19 protein-coding genes are annotated in these 18,862 nt (G+C 57.7%); 12 read left to right on the top strand and 7 right to left on the bottom strand.

Annotated features, from left to right (window positions below; translation table 11 throughout):
• Positions 1 to 137 precede the first annotated feature (137 nt).
• The 9 genes from ahaH to HL45_RS01000 all read left to right on the top strand — a co-directional run bounded on the left by ahaH (position 138) and on the right by HL45_RS01000 (position 9,103).
• Positions 138 to 470 carry an ATP synthase archaeal subunit H gene (gene ahaH / locus HL45_RS01040; protein ID WP_049969263.1) on the top strand — a complete coding sequence of 111 codons (333 nt, stop codon included), beginning with the start codon at positions 138 to 140 and terminating at the stop codon, positions 468 to 470.
• A complete protein-coding gene (locus HL45_RS01035) occupies positions 457 to 2,616 on the top strand; it encodes a V-type ATP synthase subunit I (RefSeq protein ID WP_049969262.1) in 2,160 nt (719 codons plus the stop codon). The genes ahaH and HL45_RS01035 overlap by 14 nt, the downstream gene beginning before the upstream one ends.
• A 194-nt stretch (positions 2,617 to 2,810) precedes the next feature.
• Positions 2,811 to 3,095 carry an ATP synthase subunit K gene (locus HL45_RS01030; protein ID WP_049969261.1) on the top strand — a complete coding sequence of 95 codons (285 nt, stop codon included), beginning with the start codon at positions 2,811 to 2,813 and terminating at the stop codon, positions 3,093 to 3,095.
• 21 nt (positions 3,096 to 3,116) lie between these two features.
• A complete protein-coding gene (locus tag HL45_RS01025; RefSeq protein WP_049969260.1) occupies positions 3,117 to 3,698 on the top strand; it encodes a V-type ATP synthase subunit E in 582 nt (193 codons plus the stop codon).
• Positions 3,695 to 4,750, top strand: coding sequence for a V-type ATP synthase subunit C (locus HL45_RS01020; RefSeq protein ID WP_049969259.1), 1,056 nt, complete (start codon positions 3,695 to 3,697; stop codon positions 4,748 to 4,750). The genes HL45_RS01025 and HL45_RS01020 overlap by 4 nt, the downstream gene beginning before the upstream one ends.
• Positions 4,747 to 5,088, top strand: a complete 342-nt coding sequence (locus HL45_RS01015; protein WP_049969258.1) for a V-type ATP synthase subunit F — start codon at positions 4,747 to 4,749, stop codon at positions 5,086 to 5,088. Before HL45_RS01020 ends, HL45_RS01015 begins: the two co-directional genes overlap by 4 nt.
• Entirely contained in the window at positions 5,085 to 6,845 is a 1,761-nt protein-coding gene (locus tag HL45_RS01010; protein ID WP_049969257.1) for an ATP synthase subunit A, read from the top strand. Before HL45_RS01015 ends, HL45_RS01010 begins: the two co-directional genes overlap by 4 nt.
• Positions 6,845 to 8,257: an ATP synthase subunit B gene (locus HL45_RS01005; RefSeq protein ID WP_049969256.1), complete on the top strand. Its 1,413-nt coding sequence runs from the start codon at positions 6,845 to 6,847 to the stop codon at positions 8,255 to 8,257. The genes HL45_RS01010 and HL45_RS01005 overlap by 1 nt, the downstream gene beginning before the upstream one ends.
• Positions 8,258 to 8,410: 153 nt before the next feature.
• A complete protein-coding gene (locus tag HL45_RS01000) occupies positions 8,411 to 9,103 on the top strand; it encodes a V-type ATP synthase subunit D (protein ID WP_049969255.1) in 693 nt (230 codons plus the stop codon).
• Positions 9,104 to 9,412: 309 nt separating this feature from the next.
• Here HL45_RS01000 and HL45_RS00995 read toward each other — a convergent pair whose 3' ends face one another.
• The 5 genes from HL45_RS00995 to HL45_RS00975 all read right to left on the bottom strand — a co-directional run bounded on the left by HL45_RS00995 (position 9,413) and on the right by HL45_RS00975 (position 12,857).
• Complete coding sequence (locus HL45_RS00995) at positions 9,413 to 10,342, bottom strand: branched-chain amino acid transaminase (RefSeq protein WP_049969254.1); 930 nt, start codon at positions 10,340 to 10,342, stop codon at positions 9,413 to 9,415.
• A 107-nt stretch (positions 10,343 to 10,449) separates the two neighbouring features.
• Positions 10,450 to 10,785, bottom strand: coding sequence for a DMT family transporter (locus HL45_RS00990; RefSeq protein WP_049969253.1), 336 nt, complete (start codon positions 10,783 to 10,785; stop codon positions 10,450 to 10,452).
• A 169-nt stretch (positions 10,786 to 10,954) separates the two neighbouring features.
• A complete protein-coding gene (locus HL45_RS00985) occupies positions 10,955 to 11,359 on the bottom strand; it encodes a DUF5518 domain-containing protein (RefSeq protein ID WP_049969252.1) in 405 nt (134 codons plus the stop codon).
• Between the two features lie 137 nt (positions 11,360 to 11,496).
• Complete coding sequence (gene ribB / locus HL45_RS00980; RefSeq protein WP_049969251.1) at positions 11,497 to 12,156, bottom strand: 3,4-dihydroxy-2-butanone-4-phosphate synthase; 660 nt, start codon at positions 12,154 to 12,156, stop codon at positions 11,497 to 11,499.
• On the bottom strand, positions 12,153 to 12,857 hold the full coding sequence (locus tag HL45_RS00975) for a DUF120 domain-containing protein (RefSeq protein WP_049969250.1): 705 nt from the start codon (positions 12,855 to 12,857) through the stop codon (positions 12,153 to 12,155). Before HL45_RS00975 ends, ribB begins: the two co-directional genes overlap by 4 nt.
• Before the next feature lie 246 nt (positions 12,858 to 13,103).
• Here HL45_RS00975 and HL45_RS00970 point away from each other — a divergent pair, with 246 nt between their 5' ends.
• Positions 13,104 to 14,477, top strand: coding sequence for an alpha-amylase domain-containing protein (locus HL45_RS00970; protein WP_084156766.1), 1,374 nt, complete (start codon positions 13,104 to 13,106; stop codon positions 14,475 to 14,477).
• Positions 14,478 to 14,505: 28 nt separating this feature from the next.
• Here the strand turns inward: HL45_RS00970 and twy1 are convergent, their stop codons facing one another.
• Together twy1 and HL45_RS00960 are read right to left on the bottom strand one after the other, a co-directional pair.
• Positions 14,506 to 15,549, bottom strand: a complete 1,044-nt coding sequence (gene twy1 / locus HL45_RS00965) for a 4-demethylwyosine synthase TYW1 (protein WP_049969249.1) — start codon at positions 15,547 to 15,549, stop codon at positions 14,506 to 14,508.
• Between the two features lie 55 nt (positions 15,550 to 15,604).
• Positions 15,605 to 16,402, bottom strand: coding sequence for a hypothetical protein (locus HL45_RS00960; protein ID WP_049969248.1), 798 nt, complete (start codon positions 16,400 to 16,402; stop codon positions 15,605 to 15,607).
• A 155-nt stretch (positions 16,403 to 16,557) separates the two neighbouring features.
• Between HL45_RS00960 and HL45_RS00955 the strand changes: the two genes are divergently transcribed.
• Complete coding sequence (locus tag HL45_RS00955) at positions 16,558 to 16,899, top strand: hypothetical protein (protein WP_049969247.1); 342 nt, start codon at positions 16,558 to 16,560, stop codon at positions 16,897 to 16,899.
• Positions 16,900 to 16,946: 47 nt separating this feature from the next.
• Entirely contained in the window at positions 16,947 to 18,800 is a 1,854-nt protein-coding gene (locus HL45_RS00950) for a twin-arginine translocase subunit TatC (protein WP_233274652.1), read from the top strand.
• Positions 18,801 to 18,862 lie beyond the last annotated feature (62 nt).

The raw sequence follows: 18,862 nt of genomic DNA, 5'->3' as shown, positions 1-18,862 counted from the left end.
TTCGTATGGGTTGTTTAGATTGCAGTTCTCCCGGTTAGTCGGGCCGCCTATCGCTTACGACTCGTTTCACTCGTCGTGCGCTTGGTTCCGCAAGTAGTTTATAGCCGCCAGAGTAACCTTCCGCGTGATTACAGTATATGCCGAGGCCAGAGGTTCTCGAACGAATAACGGAGGCCGAAGAAGAGGCTGACGAAATCGTCGCGGAAGCCAAAGAAGACCGCGAACAGCGGATTTCTGAGGCGCGAAAGACGGCTGAGGAAATCCGCGAAGAAGCCGAAAAAGAGGCCACAGAATTGGAAGAAAAGCGTTTGGAAGAGGCGCGCGCGGAAATCGAATCCGAACGCGAAGAACTGCTCGCGGCGGGTGAGCAAGAACGCAAACAACTCGAATCGCGCGCACAAGAGAACGTAGAGGACACGAAAGAGTTCGTCCTCGACCGGTTCAAGGAGGCGGTGCATGCTCAGACCTGAGCAAATGAGCAAGGTTTCGGTGACGGGGTCACGGGACGTTATGTCCGACGTCATCGAGACGATTCACGAACTGAATCTCGTTCATCTGTCGAACTACGATGGGTCGTGGAAAGGATTCGAACCCGGCAACCCGACCGAGGGCGCAGAAGAGGTGTCCGACAAACTCGTCACGATTCGTTCCATCGAGAGCATCCTCGATGTGCAAGACGAAGACGCAGGGCCACAGCGAATCGTCACCGACGACGCGCTAGACGACGAACTGGAAGACATCCGAACGAAGGTCAACACGCTCGACGACAAGCAAAACGAGCTGCAGGACGAACTCCGAAACGTCGAAGACCGCATCGACTCGATGGAACCGTTCGCGGAACTCGGCATCGACTTAGACCTGCTGTCGGGCTACGACAGCCTCCAAGTCGCAGTCGGTGAAGGGAACACGGACGAAATCGAGCAAACGCTGCGCAATGCAGACGACATCCAAGAGTTCGAACTGTTCACCGGCGGCGGAACCGTCGCCATCTTCGCGTACCCGGCGAACGATGCGGACGAAGACGCGCTAGACGACGCGCTCGTCGGCGTCGATTTCGCATCGTTCGACGTTCCGGACGCCTCCGACAGTCCGGAAGAGTACGTCTCGGAGCTTCGACACGAACGCCAGAAGCTCGAATCGAAACTCGATGGCGTCGAAAACGAACTGCACGACGTGAAACTCGACGGTGCTGGATTCCTCCTCGCCGCGGAAGAGAAACTCAGCATCGAGGTGCAGAAGGCGGAAGCACCGCTTCAGTTTGCGACGACGGAAAACGCCTTCATCGCCGAAGGATGGATTCCGACCGAGAAGTACAACAAACTGGCGAGCGACCTCGACGCGACGGTCGGCGACCACGTCGAAGTGGACGAACTCCGTCGCGCCGACTACGAGGAAGGCCACCCGCACACCGTCACTGAAGAGGCGGAAGAAGTCGCGACAACCGACGGTGGCCACGTCGTTGACGACGACGAACAACCGCCGGTCGTGCAAGACAACCCCGGCCCAGTCAAACCGTTCGAACTGCTTGTCGAAACCATCAATCGACCGCGCTACTTCGAGTTCGACCCGTCGGTCATCCTGTTCCTCACGTTCCCGATTTTCTTCGGGTTCATGATCGGTGACCTCGGATACGGACTGCTGTACCTCGCGCTCGGATACACACTCTACACGAAGGTAGACAGTCTCGCACTGAAAAGCCTTGGTGGCATCGCGCTGTGGTCAGGCCTGTTCACCGCGATTTTCGGCGTGTTGTACGGCGAAATCTTCGGGTTACACATCCTCGGCGAGGTAGTGTTCGGCGAGATGGGACCACCGATGAAGAAGGGACTTCAGCCCGCAAACGCTGAGTACGCGAGTACGTGGCTCGTGCTGAGCCTACTCATCGGACTTGCACACCTCACGCTCGGCTACCTGTTTGGGTTTTTCGAGGAACTCTCGCACGGATTCAAGGATGCACTGCTCCACAAGGGGTCGTGGATTATCCTCATGCTCGGCGTCTGGGTGTGGATTTTCAGCAAGCAGATGATGGGGCCAAAGCCCCCGTTCCTGTTTGAGGTGTTCAACGGAAGTCCGTTCGCGCTCGGCTTTGCTGGCTTCCCAGCATCGGTCGGACCGATTGCACTCGGCATCACCGCAGTCGGCTTCGTGCTGATGATTGCCGGTGAAGTCTCCGAATTGGGCGGCCCCGGTGCACTCATCGGCGCGCTGGAGAGCCTGAAATCGCTGTCGGACGTTATCTCCTACACTCGTATCGCCGCAGTGCTGCTGGCGAAGGCGGGAATGGCGTTCGTCATCAACCTGCTGTTCTTCGGTGCGTACGAACACCACGGAGAATGGCACTTCATGCTCACCTACAACGCGGACTACGTAATGAGCCACTACGAGGGTGCAAGCATCGTCTTCCCCGGTCTGATGCATTCGGGCATCGCGGGCGTGCTGGTCGGATTGCTCATCCTCGTTGTCGGTCACCTGCTGGTGCTGGCGCTCGGTGTCACGAGTGCAGGACTGCAGGCCGTGCGTCTCGAATACGTCGAGTTCTTCGGCAAGTTCTATCAGGGCGGCGGCGAAGAGTACGAACCCTTCGGCTACGAGCGGACGCACACGACGCAGGACTGACGCTGAAACCTCGCTTTTCGTTTTTCACGGCCGACTCGGCCTCGGTCATCTCTCGACACTGGCATTTGGTACCATGATTTAGCAGGTACAGCCCGCGATACGAGCAAATGCGACGAAACGCTTTGGGAAGTTTTAAGAATCCAGTGACTCGAACTACGACTTGTTAGGCTATAGAGCCACAAAGGACTAAACCAATGTTCGAATTCATACTCGCATTCGTTGACGCAGCTGTACTGCTTGCACAGGATGGCGCCGCACAGGGTGGCAATGCACCAGCAATTCCAAACAAGGCCGCTGCTGCACTCGCAGTCGGTATGGCCGCACTCGGCGCAGGATACGCAGAACGTGGTATCGGTGCCGCCGCGGTCGGCGCTGTCACGGAAGACCAGGACCTGTTCGGTACGGGACTCATCTTGACGGTTCTGCCGGAGACGCTCGTCATTCTGGCGCTCGTCGTCGTGTTCGTCGTTCCGAACTAAACCCCCTTTCCCTCTTATCAAATGAGCCTGGAAACGGTAGTTGAGGATATTCGAAACGAGGCCCGCGAGCGTGCGGAACAGATTCGTGCGGAAGGAGAAACCCGCGCGGACGAGATAATCGCTGAGGCGGAGTCGGACGCCGAGGAGATTCTCGCGGCGAAAGAGCGCGAAATCGAGAGCCAAATCGAGCGAGAACGAGAGCAGAAGCTCTCCAGCGCGAAACTCGAAGCCAAGCAGAAGCGACTGGAAGCCCGCCGGGACGTCCTGCAAGACGTTCGTTCCGACGTGGAAGAAGAAATCGCCACCCTTGACGGTGACGACCGCGAAGAACTGACGCGCACACTGCTTGATGCGGCAGCGGAGGAGTTCGACTCCGGCAACACCGTCCGAATCTACGGACGAGCCGACGACGAAGAACTGCTCACCGACGTTGTTACGGACTACGATGGCTTCGAGTACGCGGGCGAATACGACTGCCTCGGCGGCATCGTCGCCGAGAGCGAGGCGTCCCGCGTTCGCGTGAACAACACGTTCGATTCGATACTCGAAGACGTGTGGGAGGACAACCTCCAAGCAATCAGTTCGCGGTTGTTCGAGCAATGAGCACAGCAGACGGAACATCGAACTACGAGTACGTCAACGCCCGCGTCCGGGCACGACGAGCCGCGCTGTTCGACGACGAGGATTATCGGAAACTGCTCCGAATGGGGCCGGGTGAAATCGCCCGCTACATGGAGGAGACGGAGTACGAATCCGAAGTTAACGCACTCGGTGCGCGCTACGACGGTGTCGACCTCGTGGAGTACGCACTCAATCGCAACCTTGCCAAACACTTCGACGACCTGCTGGATTGGTCCGGCGGGAAGTTGTACACCCTTATCGCGCGATACCTGCGAAAATTCGACGCGTGGAACGTCAAAACGGTGCTTCGCGGCATCTACGCGGACGCAGACAGCCAGTCGGTTCGTGACGACCTGATTCACGCAGGCGAGTTCGAACGGTCGTTTCTCGACCGATTGGCCGACGCGGGAGCAATCGAAGACGTTGTCGAAATGCTCCACGGAACGATTTTCGGCGACCACCTCGAAGCCGCATACGAGGATTACGACTCCACCGGTCTGCTGATTCCGCTGGAGAACGCGGTTGACCGCGCGTACTACGAAGGACTGATGGAAGGCGTCACGGAGACGGAAAACCGTGCAACCCAGTTGTACGTCGAATTTCTGCAAGCGGAAATCGACTTCCGGAACATCCGAAACGCCCTGCGAATCAGCCGAAGCGGTGCGGACATCGACCCCTCGGAATACTTCATTTCGGGCGGGCGCTTGTTCAAGGCCGCGGAGCTGTCACAGCTCGCCGGGAACACGGACGAACTGATCAGCCGAGTTCGAGAGAGCACGTACGGGAGCGACCTAGACGAAGCACTCGACGAACTGGAGCGCGCCGACAGCCTCATCCGGTTCGAGCACGCCCTCGACGCGGCGCTGCTCGAATACTCCGACCATCTGTCGCACGTATTCCCGCTGTCGGTGTGTCCCGTGCTCGCGTACATACTCGCAAAACAGAAGGAAGTGGACAACATCCGTGCCATCGCACGCGGACGCGAAGCAGGACTGTCCGAAGACGAAATCGAAGACGAACTGGTGATACTATGAGCCAGGAAATCGCCGTTATCGGAAGTCCGGACTTTACGACCGGGTTCCGACTCGCAGGGGTTCGGAAGTTCGCAAACGTTCCGGACGACGAAAAGGACGCGGAGTTGGACGACGCTGTTTCTCAGATATTGACTGACGACGACGTAGGCATCATCGTGATGCACGACGACGACCTTGGACACCTCTCTCGAAACGTCAGGAACGACGTCGAGACGAGCGTGGAACCCACCCTCGTGACGCTGGGTGGTGGCGCGGGAAGCGGCGGACTCCGCGACAAAATCAAGCGCGCAATCGGTATCGACCTTATGGACGAAGACGAACAAGGTGATAACGAATGAGCCAGGCAACAGACAGCGACGTCGTCCGTGAGGACGGCGTCATTCAGAGCGTGAGTGGTCCGGTCGTGACCGCCACGGACCTCGGTGCCCGGATGAACGACGTTGTGTACGTCGGTGAAGAAGGGCTCATGGGCGAGGTTATCGAAATCGAAGGCAATCAGACGACGATTCAGGTGTACGAAGAAACCTCGAACGTCGCACCCGGCGGACCCGTCGAGAACACGGGCGAACCACTTTCCGTTGACCTCGGGCCGGGCATGCTGTACTCCATCTACGATGGTGTCCAGCGCCCGCTCGACGTGCTCGAAGACAAAATGGGCGCGTTCCTCGACCGCGGTGTTGACGCACCCGGTATCGACCAGGAGAAGACCTGGGAGTTCAACCCCGAAGTCAAAGCAGGTGACGAGGTCGAACCCGGCGACGTCGTCGGAATCGTTCCCGAAACCGAGAGCATCGACCACAAAGTGATGGTGCCGCCGGACTACGAAGGTGGCGAAGTTGTCTCCATCGAAGATGGCAACTACGCCGTCACGGACACCGTCGTCGAACTCGACAACGGCGAAGAAGTCCAGATGCAACAGGAGTGGCCGGTTCGTGAACCGCGCCCATCCGTCGATAAGCAGACGCCTCGGACGCCGCTCGTGTCCGGTCAGCGTATTCTCGACGGCCTGTTCCCAATCGCAAAGGGTGGTACCGCCGCGATTCCGGGGCCGTTCGGCTCCGGGAAAACGGTGACCCAGCACTCGCTCGCAAAGTGGGCGGACGCGGACATCGTCGTCTACGTCGGCTGTGGTGAGCGCGGAAACGAGATGACGGAAGTTATCGAGGACTTCCCGGAACTCGAAGACCCGCGTACCGGCAAACCGCTGATGTCGCGGACGTGCCTCATTGCGAATACGTCGAACATGCCCGTGGCCGCACGAGAGTCGTGCATTTACACGGGAGTCACCATCGCGGAGTACTACCGCGACATGGGATACGACGTTGCGCTGATGGCCGACTCCACCTCGCGGTGGGCAGAGGCAATGCGTGAAATTTCCTCGCGTCTCGAAGAGATGCCCGGCGAAGAGGGGTACCCGGCGTACCTCGCCGCCCGTCTCGCAGAGTTCTACGAGCGCGCAGGCAAATTCGAGAACATCAACGGCACGGAGGGTTCAGTGTCGGTTATCGGGGCAGTGTCGCCACCCGGCGGCGACTTCTCCGAGCCGGTCACGCAGAACACCCTGCGTATCGTGAAGACCTTCTGGGCACTAGACGCCGACCTTGCAGAACGACGGCACTTCCCGTCGATCAACTGGAACGAGTCGTACTCGCTTTACAAGGACCAGCTCGACCCGTGGTACGAACAGAACGTCGAGCCGGACTTCCCGGAGAAGCGCCAGTGGGCAGTTGACGTGCTTGACGAGGAGGACGAACTCCAAGAGATTGTCCAGCTCGTCGGTAAGGACGCACTACCGGAAGACCAGCAGCTCACGCTCGAAGTCGCACGCTACCTGCGTGAGGGATGGCTCCAGCAGAACGCATTCCACGACGTGGACATGTTCTGTGCGCCGGAGAAGACTTACCGAATGCTCGAAGCCATTCAGACCTTCAACGAGGAAGCGTTTGCCGCACTCGAAGCGGGCGTCCCCGTTGAAGAAATCACGGCTATCGACGCCGCACCTCGTCTGAACCGGATGGGAACGGCCGAGGAGTGGGAAGGCTTCATCAGCGAAGTCGAAGAAAGCATGACCGAACAGCTCAGGGAGAAATACTAATGAAAGAATACCAGACAATTACGGAAATCAGCGGCCCGCTGGTGTTCGCCGAGGTTGACGAGCCAATCGGATACGACGAAATGGTCGAAATCGAGACGCCTGAAGGCGACACACTGCGCGGACAGGTGCTCGAATCGAGCGACGGTCTCGTCTCGATTCAGGTGTTCGAGGGAACCGAAGGTATCGACCGACAGTCTTCGGTTCGATTCCTCGGCGAGACGATGAAGATGCCCGTCACGGAAGAACTCCTTGGGCGTGTGCTCGACGGTTCCGGGAATCCAATCGACGGCGGCCCGGAAATCGTTCCGGACGAACGACGTGACATCGTCGGTGCGGCTATCAATCCGTACGCCCGCGAGTACCCCGAAGAGTTCATCCAGTCCGGTGTGTCCGCCATCGACGGCATGAACACGCTGGTTCGTGGACAGAAACTGCCTATCTTCTCGGCGTCCGGTCTGCCACACAACGAACTCGCGCTTCAGATTGCGCGACAGGCAAGTGTGCCGGAAGACGACGAGAGCGACGACGACGAAGGAAGCGAGTTCGCAGTTGTCTTCGGCGCGATGGGAATCACCGCCGAAGAGGCGAACGAGTTCATGGAGGACTTCGAGCGAACCGGTGCGCTGGAACGCTCCGTCGTCTTCATGAATCTCGCGGACGACCCCGCAGTCGAGCGGACGGTCACGCCGCGTCTCGCACTCACCACGGCAGAGTACCTCGCGTTCGACAAGGATTACCACGTGCTGGTTATTCTGACGGACATGACGAACTACTGTGAGGCACTGCGAGAAATCGGTGCCGCGCGTGAAGAGGTTCCGGGCCGTCGTGGATACCCCGGTTACATGTACACTGACCTTGCGCAGTTGTACGAGCGCGCAGGTCGTATCGAAGGCCGTGAAGGGTCTGTTACCCAGATTCCGATTCTCACGATGCCCGGCGACGACGACACGCACCCGATTCCTGACCTGACCGGTTACATTACCGAGGGTCAGATTTACATCGACCGTGACCTGAACTCGCAGGGTATTCAGCCACCAATCAACCCGCTTCCGTCGCTGTCGCGCCTGATGGACGACGGTATCGGTGAGGGCCTCACCCGTGCAGACCACTCCGGTGTGTCCGACCAGATGTACGCCGCGTACGCACAGGGTGAAGACCTTCGTGACCTCGTGAACATCGTCGGTCGTGAAGCACTGAGCGAACGTGACAACCAGTACCTCGACTTCGCAGACCGCTTCGAGAAGGAGTTCATCGACCAAGGCTTCGAGACGAACCGAACCATCGAAGAGACGCTGACGATTGGCTGGGACCTTCTTTCGATGCTGCCGAAAGAGGAACTCAACCGTATCGACGAGGAGTACATCGAAGAGTACTATCCTGAAGAGCAGGCCGAAGAAGTCACGGCTGACTGAATCGGGATTCTGCGGTTTGATTTTTCAGCAGTATTGTACCGAGAGGCGAGCGTTTGTTCTCCTGTTTGACCGGCAATTCGCAGTCGAATATCCCCAGACAAGGAATCACGACTGTAAAGTATTATCCCCTTCCAGTTTTTATGGTCAACCAAGATGGCTAAGGACGTTAAACCCACTCGGAAGAACCTCATGGCGATTGAGGACCGCATCGACCTCTCCGAGCGGGGCCACGACACGCTCGAAAAGAAGCGTGACGGCCTCATTATGGAGTTCATGGACATCCTCGACCAAGCGCAGGACGTGCGCTCCGGTCTGGACGAGGATTATCAGCGCGCACAGCAGACCATCAACATGGCTCGCGCGATGGAAGGCGACGTTGCGGTTCGTGGGGCCGCCGCCGCACTGCAAGAACACCCCGAAATTACGACCGAATCGAAAAACATCATGGGCGTCGTCGTCCCGCAAATCGAATCCACGAAGGTCAAGAAATCGCTCGACGAGCGGGGCTACGGTGTCCTCGGTACGAGCGCTCGAATCGACGAAACGGCGGACGCCTACGAGGAACTGATCGAAAGCATCATCCTCGCCGCCGAAGTCGAAACGGCGATGAAAAAGATGCTCACCGAAATCGAGACGACCAAGCGCCGTGTCAACGCGCTTGAGTTCAAACTGCTCCCCGAACTGCACGAAGCGCAGGACTACATCGAGCAGAAACTCGAAGAGCAGGAACGTGAGGAAATCTTCCGGATGAAGAAAATCAAGGCCAAGAAGGAAGAAGAAGAGAAGGCCGAAAAAGAGGCCAGCGAGCCGGAGCCTGCCGAGAGCGAAGTCGTCGTTACGAGCTAATCTCTGCGGATTTTCTTTTCGTTTTTCTCTGAACTGGTCAGTAGTAGCTACAACTGTGAGTTTTGCAAAGAGACATGATTACTCGGAACAGTGGTTCTCGCACTTTCGTTTGGAGACTTCACTGTGGATGTTATCTGGCTTTCGGTGATTCCCTGAGTTCGGCAAATACCCAAGCAAATCGAAGATGCGGCGAGCAGAAAGCGCGCCGCGCTTTCCGCTCGTCCGCGTGTTTTTTTGGTTCAGATTTTTTCGAGGAGTGGTACGCAAGAGCCATCGGCTCTCGCGATACCCGACGAAGAAAAAAGGTGGTTAGATGTACGTGAACCACTCTTCGTGGTCGTCAGTGCGCCGGTTGACGAGATCGAAGAACTTCGACTGGATTTCCTCGGTCACGGGGCCACGGCTTCCATTACCGATTTCAACGTTGTCCACCTGCCGGATTGGGGTGACCTCCGCCGCGCTGCCGGTGAAGAACAGTTCGTCGGCGGTGTGGAGTTCGCCCCTGCTGATGGTCGCGTCGTCATTGACCGTGTAGCCCATCTCGCGCGCAACTTCGATGACGCTGTCGCGGGTGATGCCGTCTAAGATACTCTGGGAGAGGCCGGGCGTGTAAATCTCGCCGTCGCGCACGAGGAAGATGTTCTCGCCGGGGCCTTCCGCGACGTTACCTTCCTTGTTCAGCACGATTGCCTCGACGAAACCGTTGCGTCGGGCTTCCTCGCCAGCGAGGAGGCTGTTGACGTACAGGCCGGTCGTCTTGGCGTTCGTCGGAATCTGGCTGGAAGAGTGTTTGCGCCACGAGGAAACCATCACCTTGACGCCGTTTTCGAGGGCTTCGTCACCGAGGTACGCGCCCCACGGCCATGCCGCGATGGTCACGTCGGTTGGACAGTCGCCGGGGCTGACACCGAGGCTGTCGTAGCCGTAGTACGCGATTGGCCGAATGTAACAGGAGTGGAGGTCTTGGCGGTCGATGAGTTCGAGGGTTGCCTCCGTGAGTTCCTCCGGTTCGTACTCGATTTCCATGTCGTACGGCTTGCAGGAATCGTAGAGGCGCTGAAGGTGTTCTTCCCAGCGGAAGATTGCAGGACCGTTTTCCGTATCGTAGCACCGCACACCTTCGAAAACGCCGGTTCCGTAGTGTAGTCCGTGCGTGAGGACGTGGACTTTCGCGTCGTCCCAATCGACGAACTCGCCGTTCATCCATATCGTATCCACATCCATCTCGTCAAAGCTCATACGCTCTCCTCAATGAAGGCCAAGGTAATCAGTTTTGGCGATTGTCCCCGAACGATTGGTCGGGATTATTCGGGCGAGAATAAACAGTGATTGCTACGGCGGCGTTACTATGACGGTGTGTACGCCTGCGAGAACGCATTGAGGATGACCACACCGAGAATAATGAGAGATATTCCGACGATTGCCATGAGGTCTATCGTTTCTTCGAACATCACGATACCGATGCCCGCCGCACCGATGATACCGACACCCGACCACGTTGCGTACACCAATCCGATTGGGAGTTCTTCGAGCGTGAGACTCAAAAAATAAAACGAGCCGATATACCCAACAACGACGATGGTACTCGGAATTACGTTCGTAAAGCCATCCGTGAGTTTCAATGCGGTCGTTCCACCGATTTCGGCTGTGATTGCCACAGCGAGATATAGGTATTCTTTCACAACAGAGAGTGAAACACGAGCGGACAATAAAATACACTATCGAGAACATTTCAACATGACACAGTCAAGAACGTGTTATCCCCGTAGCTGTAACCATGAAATTGCGTCTGCCGACAACTTCTCGGGAAAGTCAGGAATACGATTTTTCGCTCGAAAAAGGTGATTCGATTCAGCGACCCGCGGGCCGTCCAGTAGCGCGGCGAGTCGAACGTCCTTTCAGCCACGAACCCACCGCACCGCCGATGATACCGGGAATTGCGGCGACGACGACGAACAGCACGCCGAAGCCGAACAGTCCAATGGCCGGAACTGGCCCGGCCATCAGCCCTGCGAAGGTCAACAGGACGAGCGCCACGATAGCCCCTGCAGCAGTCGCCACGCCGCCGTTGAGCGCGCCGTCACCGAGTCTGCTTCCAGCGACGTATCCAGCCACGATACCGCCGATAATGCCGGTTAGTCCCGCACCCACGATGGGGAGCGTCATGTCGGTGAACGGGACGGCAGCCCCGCTGAACAGGCCGACGATGATGGTTGCGACGATTCCGTATACGACTGCTCTGAGTTTGAAGTCCACACATGTATTATGGATTTGTAGTAAGATGAGTATTTTTCATAATTACGATACGTATTCGGTCGTTATCGCAATCGAGCCCGATAAATTTCGTTACCGGTGAATCGAATTGCCCTCTTGCTAAAACGAAATAAGACGACTTACGCCAGCGTTTCGATAATCTGTGCGCCTTCGAGATACGGGAATCCGTGGCGTTCCGCGTATGCCCGCGCATCGTCCGGAGAAAGCGCGCCGCCAGTTTGGTCGTCCAGCATCTCGCAAACGACGACGGCAGGGGACAGTTCCGCGGCGTTCGCCAGCGCGACACCGAGTTCGGTGTGACCCTGTCGTTCGTCGAGCAATCCGGGTGCGGCCCGCAGAAGGTGGACGTGGCCCGGCGCGCGGAACTCGTCGGCGAAGTCGAGTTCGTCAGCCGTACCCGCCGCGTGCGCCAGTTCGGTAATCGTCAGTGCGCGGTCGTCGTCGGTGATTCCGGTGTACGTATCGCGGTGGTTCACCGTCAGGGTGAACGAAGAGCGGGAGTCGTAGCCGAGGTCGTGGCCTTCGCTCGCCGGATGGTCGATTATTTCGTCCATGTACGCGAGGTCGAACGCGTCCGCAACGTCGTGGGAGAATGCGACGCAAATCAGGCCGCCTGCGTCGTTGCGAAGCCGGGAGACTGCTTCCGAGGTAACTGCTTCCGCCGGATAAATGAGGTCAGTTTCGCCCTCGCGGTCTTCGGCGTCGTGGACGAGGAGGGGCGACCCGGCTTGAAACGCCTCGATTGCCTGCTCGACTGTCGCGGAAGTCGTTTGGCTCATGGTGCCTCCTCGACGTGAACCGTGACGTGGTCGTCGTCGTCCAGTCCGAGTTCCTCGCGGAGTTTTGCGGGAGCGATAAGTTCGACTTGGTCTTCGTCGTGGTGGGTTCGCTCGGGCGCGATGACGTGAGCCTGCTCGTAGGAGTCGCCATCTGCTGTTTCCACGGTGGCAGGGTAGCAAACTGCAGGGCCGTACGTTCGGTCGCCGTCTTCCCAGCCGTCGATTGGAACCGGGTCGAGTGCTTCCATCGCCGAGCGAGCGCGGACGCTTTCGGTGGTTAGTTCGATGTTCAACGTGCCGGGGAACGGTTCGTAGCCCAAGCGTTCCGTAAACTGCGCCATATAGCCCGACAGCGAGATGTAGTGGCGACCTTCACCCATTCCACCGGTAACGGTACCCGAGAGGTCAACCCCGGAGAGATTTTCGAAGATACGTCGATAATCCTCGTATTCGCGTTTCAGTTCCCATGCGCCGTCGTCGGTGATGGCAATCCACTGACCGTTGCTGACGATTTCGCGGGTAATGAGGCCCGCATCGTCAAGTCGTTGGAGGCGACGTGATGCCGTCTGATTGGAGGCATCGAGGCGGTCTGCGAGGTCGGCACACGACACTTTGACCTCGCTTTCGAGCGCCCCGTCGAGGGCGAGCAGTTTCAGCGCGGCGAGTTCGTCGTACCCGACCACGAGCGATGTCGCTGGCATACACGATAGTGAGAGCTTCGGTCGTTTAAGCATACCGAAAATGGAATGCGTATCAAAAATGGGACGGGGAACGACGCGATTCCGTAGTTGGAGTAGTATCTTGTCCCTCACTACATCTAAATTTGCTGGTTTCAGGGGGGAGTGAATCTCCCACGATTCCGTCCCACAATATTCTTACAAATAATTTTGAAATTTAATATTTTGAGAACTAGATTAATGTGTGTAGTGATAGTACATCATAAATGCATGTCAACAGAGGATGACACACAGCGTGGCGACGACGGTCGAAAACAGCGGACGAAAGGCACTGAGAGTGCTGAAAAATCCGATCTACACGACACGTATGGCTCTCGACATTCGACTCTGACGCGCCGGGCATTCGTCGGCGGACTCTCCGTCGTCGGACTCGGTGCTGGCGTATCCGGATTTTCGGGGACGGCGGAAGCTGCTGGCGAACCAGTTCATTTCCAGTACTTCCATGAGACGTGGCCGACGATTACGAACAATCTCTCGAAGGTTGCAAACCGCGGCTACGACGCGGTTTGGATACAGGCACCGCAGAAGAGTGGCTTGACGTGGGCAGACCAGAACGGGCGGAACGACCCGCCACTCGGCTACCAACCGGTGGATTTCACGACGTTCGACAGCGAGTTCGGGACGGAAGCCGAACTACAGACGCTCATCAACGAGGCACACAACCAAGGGCTGGAAGTGTACGTCGATTGTGTCATGAACCACATGGCGGTCGGGTACGACTACGATTTCCCCCGCTTCTCCTACGACGATTTCCACCACGACGTCGGTTCTATCGACGACTGGAACGACGACCATCAGGTCGAACACGGCGAACTCCTCGGACTCCCCGACCTCGCGCAGTACGGGTCGTACTCCTCCGACTATGTCCGCGGCGAGTTGATGAACTACATGGAGAAAATCGCCTCCTTCGGTGCGGACGGCTACCGCTACGACGCGGTCAAGCACGTCGAGGAGAAGTATTGGAGCGACTACGCGAACCCGAAGGCCGACGAATTGGGCATGAAACGCATCGGAGAGGTGTTCGACGGAAGCGTCGATTACGTTCAAGGCTACATCGACACCGGAATGGATGCCTTCGACTATCCGCTGTACTACATCCTGAAGGACGTGTTCTCCGGGGGCGACGTGAGCCGACTCCAAGGTGCAGGCGTAGTGGCCCAAGACCCGTGGCACGCCCGTCCGTTCGTCCAAAATCACGACGAGGGTGCCCCATCGCAATACCACCTCGCTCACGCCTTCGTCCTCACCAGCGAGGGCGTCCCGATGATTTACAACCTCTACCCGAACGCCATTCTGGACGACAGCGAGGTCAACAACATGGTTTGGGTGAAAAAGACCCTCACAGGTGGCGAAACGTACTGGCGACACGCAGACGGCGACCTCGGCGTCTACGAGCGATACAACAACCTCCTCGTCGGCATCAACAACGGTGGCGGTTCCCGCACCCAGTCGGTGTACACCTCGTGGACGAACACGACGCTCAAAGATTACAGCGGAACGGGCGGCGACATCACGACCGACGGAAATGGGTGGGTCGATATTACGGTTCCGGCGGAGGGGTGGGTGTTCTACGCGCCGTACTGAGAGAGAACAAAAAAGCAGAGAATCCGAGTCAGTTGGTCTTTTTCCACTCGCCAGTCACCGAATCACGCGCCCAAAACTCGCTATCCTTTTTCAGTTTCGGAACCCACGTATCCTTGGTTTTCGACAGTAGTGCGACCCGAGAAGCAGGAACCTCTTTTAGCACGTCGTGTTCCGGCATGTGTTCTTGCACTCGCTCGGAAAATTCTACGACCTCCTCGTGGTCTAACATCGCATCCCGGTCGAGTCGGCCGCGAGAGTGCCCGACGTGCATGTAGGCCTTGAGTTCGACGAAATCCGGGTCGGCGCGCTCGTAGAAGCCAGCGTACCAGTCCGGGTTTTCGACGTTCTCGCCGCCGACGAGCGTGGTTCGAAGAACAGTTCTCGTGTCGTCCTTTTTGGCGAGCACGTCCATCGTGTCGATGAGGTTCTTCCACGCGTCGTCGTCCACCGCACGAACCACGCGGTCGAAGGTGGCCCGGTCTGGCGCGTCCACGCTAACGTAGAGTTGTGTCGGGTCGCACTCCGCCAACATCTCGGGGTTCGTTCCGTTGCTCACGAGGAACGTGGTGATGTCCCGGTCGTGGAACGCCTCGATGAGTTCCGGCAGATAGGGATACAGCGTCGGTTCACCGTCGAGGCTGATTGCGACGTGGCGCGGTTCCATCGATTCCTCGAAGATTTCTCGGGGGACTTCGTCGTTGCCGCCGAATCCCGACAGGAGCTTCCGCTGAAGGCGAATACTCGCGTCAACGACTGCTTCGGGGTCGTCCCACTCCACGTCACCGAGTTCGTAGGAATGACCACGGTGGTCGCGCCAGCAGAAAACACAGCGTTCGTTGCATTTCACCACTGGCGTCATCTGAATACAGCGGTGGGACTCGATGCCGTACCAGATATTTTTATAACATTTTCCCTCACCACGGAGGGCGTTGGCCGTCCACCCGCAGGTCTGCGTTGCGGTGTGGTTTTCGTTGTGGTAGTCCGGGTTGTCTACCTGTTTCGGCCCGTCATCAGAACCCTTCGAGTTCTGATTGCTCGTCGAGGGTTCCTCGACGGTGTCTGACTCGCTCATTGAGGCGGCATAAGCATCGTGGCATCAAAAGATGTAGGGGTATGGGAGTGAACCGTCACCGGAGTCGAGGACGGAATGCTTCGAGAACGGTATCACGGTTCGAAACCTGTGAGAGGTCAACCTCGTAGACCATCGGCCACGGGAGGCGACGTACGATTCGCAGGGTGTCGCCGTCGATACTAACGCGGCGGACTCGTCGCCATGGAACGGCAGTTTCAGCGACTGTTCCGTCCGTGCCGACGAGGAGACAATCGTCGAGTGCAGTGAGTGTGACCGTTCTGTCATCGACCATCGAGTTCCCAATTATCACTCCGATGAATATACCGATGATTTGGCCGACGAACGTTCCGACGGAAAGGCTCCGTCCGACTGCGAGGTGAACCAAACCAACCCCGATGATGCTAGAAACGAGCGTGAGCGGGAAGTAATACCGGCGTAACTTGGTGCCACTGACTGCGGCGTGAATCGCCTGCGTTCGGTGCTGAATTTTTGCGTTCCGCCGGGTACCACATGCAGTTCCGACGATGGCGACGAGCGCGAAGACGGACGAGTACAGAACGAGTTCATTCGACGGGGTGTACTCGGCGAGAGCCATTGCTCCGAAAATGCCGACGAACGGGAGAGCGCCAGCGAGCGTGAGCAACCAGTGAAGGCGAGAAACGACTGCCCAATCGAGTTGGTCAGGTATCTGTTCGACGACTATCCAGCCGAAAACTGCGACGAGCAAGCCGATTCCGAAGACGTAGCGTAGGGGGATGGAAGACAACCACAAAAGCGAAAAGAAGACGGCGATCCCGGTAACAACACCGAGAGCGATGCTGAATGCCTGTAGTCGAGGAGGGCGAGGGCGCATATCGAACTCTTATTTCTCCAACAATATCAGTGGTGCGCAAATAAATCGAACGGGGCGAAAAAAACAGAGAAATCGGAACGAGTTTCGTGAGTGATGCGACTTCGATGCGTATCGCTCACGCAATCCCTTTACCCATAGACGACGCGCTCTCCGTCATGACTTTTGACCCCGACCAACTCGAAGCGCGACTGATGAGCCACGGCGTCTACGTCACATCGCTCAATGCAGACGAAGAGCGAATCGAAATCGAGTACGAGTCGATTAAAGCGGGAAACACGAGCGTGATCCCTCATCAAGAAGTCGGCCGCGTCATCAACGTGGTTCGTGACTTAGTCGAAAAGCGGAGAGACGTTCGCGGGGAAGTCACCGACCTCGACGGAGAGCGGGTAGGTACCTGGCGAGCGAAAGCGGAGTGGTTTCGGGAACTCGAAGAAGACGAACTGTCCGAGGTGGATTTTTCGGGGAGAGTAATCGAGAGCATCCACGAGGAAAGTTGATGATTGTGCGAAGCGATACTACGTAGTGCGATTACGCGGGGGTTCCAATGGGGGAAGAGAGATTTCGATTAGAGGGAGTGCTGGGTACTGCGCTCAGGAGCGTACGGTCTGAACTACGAATCGCGTTCGTCGTCGGCGTCGTCGGTTTTCTGCTGATGTTTTACGCCCTCCGACTGTTCATCTGGCCCGAACTGGAGGGACAACTGCTCGGAACGAAGGCGATAGTCGTCGCGGTCACACCCTTCGACGTGGTGCTGTTGCAGGCGAAAATCGGCCTCTTTGCCGGTTTGCTGTTCGCCGGAAGCTGGATTCTGTATCGTTCTCGGGAGGGGTTCAAAGTACGCGGAGTGTCGCTTCCGGGACGACGAAAGACGCATTTTCTCGTCGGAATACTGGCCATCGCGTTGTTCGCTGGCGGCGTCGTCTACGCCTACTTCGTCTTCCTTCCGCTGCTGTTCGGATTTCTGATTAGCAACGCGATTATGGCGGGATTTCAACCGACCTACTCCATCGTGGACTGGACGCAGTTCGTCTTTTTGTTGGTTCTCGTTCTCGGTTTAACCGCAGAACTTCCGCTGATTATGGGCGGATTGGTGTACGCCGACATCGTTTCCCCCGACCTGTTTCGGGACTACTGGCGACACGCCGTCTTCGCTATCGTCGTCATCAGTTCGATGGTAAACGGGTCGCCAGACCCGTTTTCGATGTCACTCGTGGCGATTCCGATGACGGCCTTGTACTTCGTCGGACTGGGTACGGCGAGAGTCGTCAGACGAGCCAGCGGCAATCGAGATTCCCCGGGACGGCGCTCTGAGAGCGCCATCTCTACCGAAATCAATCTTTCCGACCTCGACGCGAAGGGGATTCGCGCCGCACCGCCGGAAGCCTTCGCCAACCTCACGGAACACGAGGCGCTGGAACTCGCGGACGACGCGCTCAATGAGGGAGATTCCGAAAAAGCGCAGGCGATTCTCGACCGGTTTGATGAACGCGACGAGTCCGGCGGACTCGCCGCGAACGAGGAACAGAACGGCGAGAAAGAAGAAGCAAACGAGAATCCAAACGTCTCTGGAACGGTCGAACGAACCGCGAGCAGAATGGCCGCGGCGTTCGCCGAGGAGGAAACCACCGAGGACGACATCGGCGGCTACTACTACGACTTGCGGTTCATCGTCGGAAGCCTGCGGAGCAAATCCTTCCGTATTATTGGGGTTTTTATGGCCGTGGTCGCGCTGGTGTTCACCTACCTCTACCAAGGTGGTATCGGCGAAATCAAGCGCGATTTCCTGATTCACCTACCAGCGGGAACACCGACGAGCGAGGTGAACATCGTTCTCCTGCATCCCGTCGAAGCACTCGCGTTCGAGATGAAAGTGAGCCTGCTCGTCGGCGTCGTCGCAGTACTTCCGCTCGTGCTGTACTACGCGTGGCCAGCCATCGAAACGCGGGAACTCGCTCGCACCAATCGGAACGTGTTTTTCGTCTGGGCGGGCGTCCTCGCACTCGGACTCCTTGGCGGGAGTTTCGTCGGCTATCGGTTCGTCGCGCCGAGCGTGATGTCCTACCTCGTCGCCGACGCGCTGGGCGCGAACATGATAATCGCGTACCGAACCGCCGCGTTCTTCTGGCTCGTCTTCGCCACGACAGTCGGCGTCGGCCTCTGGATTGAAATTCCGGTCACAATGCTGTTGTTCCATCATTCCGGCGTCGTCCGCTATCGAACCATGCGAACCTACTGGCGGCAGGTCGTCGTCGGCGTGCTGGTGGCATCCTCGCTCTTGCCGGGTGGCGTGCTGTTGATGGTCAGCGTCGGATTTGCGGTCATGCTGGCGTACTGGGTCGGACTCGTGGTTCTCTGGGTCGATTCGCTCGGCGAGCGATTGGTTCGCACGACAACCTGAGCGTCATCCGAGCGTCGCCATATTCAGAAACCCATTTACTGGCGCACCAGAAACCAGTGGGT

This window comes from Haladaptatus cibarius D43, assembly GCF_000710615.1.
In the GTDB taxonomy this organism is placed as follows: Archaea; Halobacteriota; Halobacteria; order Halobacteriales; family Haladaptataceae; genus Haladaptatus; species Haladaptatus cibarius.
Note: the sequence above shows the minus strand (reverse complement) of the source record. Positions and strands in the feature narration are given on the sequence as shown.

Excerpts from the sequence above, each read along its gene's own strand:
- ahaH (WP_049969263.1), top strand. The coding sequence starts at position 138 with ATGCCGAGGCCAGAGGTTCTCGAACGAATAACGGAGGCCGAAGAAGAG.
- HL45_RS01035 (WP_049969262.1), top strand. The coding sequence starts at position 457 with ATGCTCAGACCTGAGCAAATGAGCAAGGTTTCGGTGACGGGGTCACGG.
- HL45_RS01030 (WP_049969261.1), top strand. The coding sequence starts at position 2,811 with ATGTTCGAATTCATACTCGCATTCGTTGACGCAGCTGTACTGCTTGCA.
- HL45_RS01025 (WP_049969260.1), top strand. The coding sequence starts at position 3,117 with ATGAGCCTGGAAACGGTAGTTGAGGATATTCGAAACGAGGCCCGCGAG.
- HL45_RS01020 (WP_049969259.1), top strand. The coding sequence starts at position 3,695 with ATGAGCACAGCAGACGGAACATCGAACTACGAGTACGTCAACGCCCGC.
- HL45_RS01015 (WP_049969258.1), top strand. The coding sequence starts at position 4,747 with ATGAGCCAGGAAATCGCCGTTATCGGAAGTCCGGACTTTACGACCGGG.
- HL45_RS01010 (WP_049969257.1), top strand. The coding sequence starts at position 5,085 with ATGAGCCAGGCAACAGACAGCGACGTCGTCCGTGAGGACGGCGTCATT.
- HL45_RS01005 (WP_049969256.1), top strand. The coding sequence starts at position 6,845 with ATGAAAGAATACCAGACAATTACGGAAATCAGCGGCCCGCTGGTGTTC.
- HL45_RS01000 (WP_049969255.1), top strand. The coding sequence starts at position 8,411 with ATGGCTAAGGACGTTAAACCCACTCGGAAGAACCTCATGGCGATTGAG.
- HL45_RS00995 (WP_049969254.1), bottom strand. The coding sequence starts at position 10,342 with ATGAGCTTTGACGAGATGGATGTGGATACGATATGGATGAACGGCGAG.
- ribB (WP_049969251.1), bottom strand. The coding sequence starts at position 12,156 with ATGAGCCAAACGACTTCCGCGACAGTCGAGCAGGCAATCGAGGCGTTT.
- HL45_RS00975 (WP_049969250.1), bottom strand. The coding sequence starts at position 12,857 with ATGCCAGCGACATCGCTCGTGGTCGGGTACGACGAACTCGCCGCGCTG.
- HL45_RS00970 (WP_084156766.1), top strand. The coding sequence starts at position 13,104 with ATGTCAACAGAGGATGACACACAGCGTGGCGACGACGGTCGAAAACAG.
- twy1 (WP_049969249.1), bottom strand. The coding sequence starts at position 15,549 with ATGAGCGAGTCAGACACCGTCGAGGAACCCTCGACGAGCAATCAGAAC.
- HL45_RS00960 (WP_049969248.1), bottom strand. The coding sequence starts at position 16,402 with ATGCGCCCTCGCCCTCCTCGACTACAGGCATTCAGCATCGCTCTCGGT.
- HL45_RS00955 (WP_049969247.1), top strand. The coding sequence starts at position 16,558 with ATGACTTTTGACCCCGACCAACTCGAAGCGCGACTGATGAGCCACGGC.
- HL45_RS00950 (WP_233274652.1), top strand. The coding sequence starts at position 16,947 with ATGGGGGAAGAGAGATTTCGATTAGAGGGAGTGCTGGGTACTGCGCTC.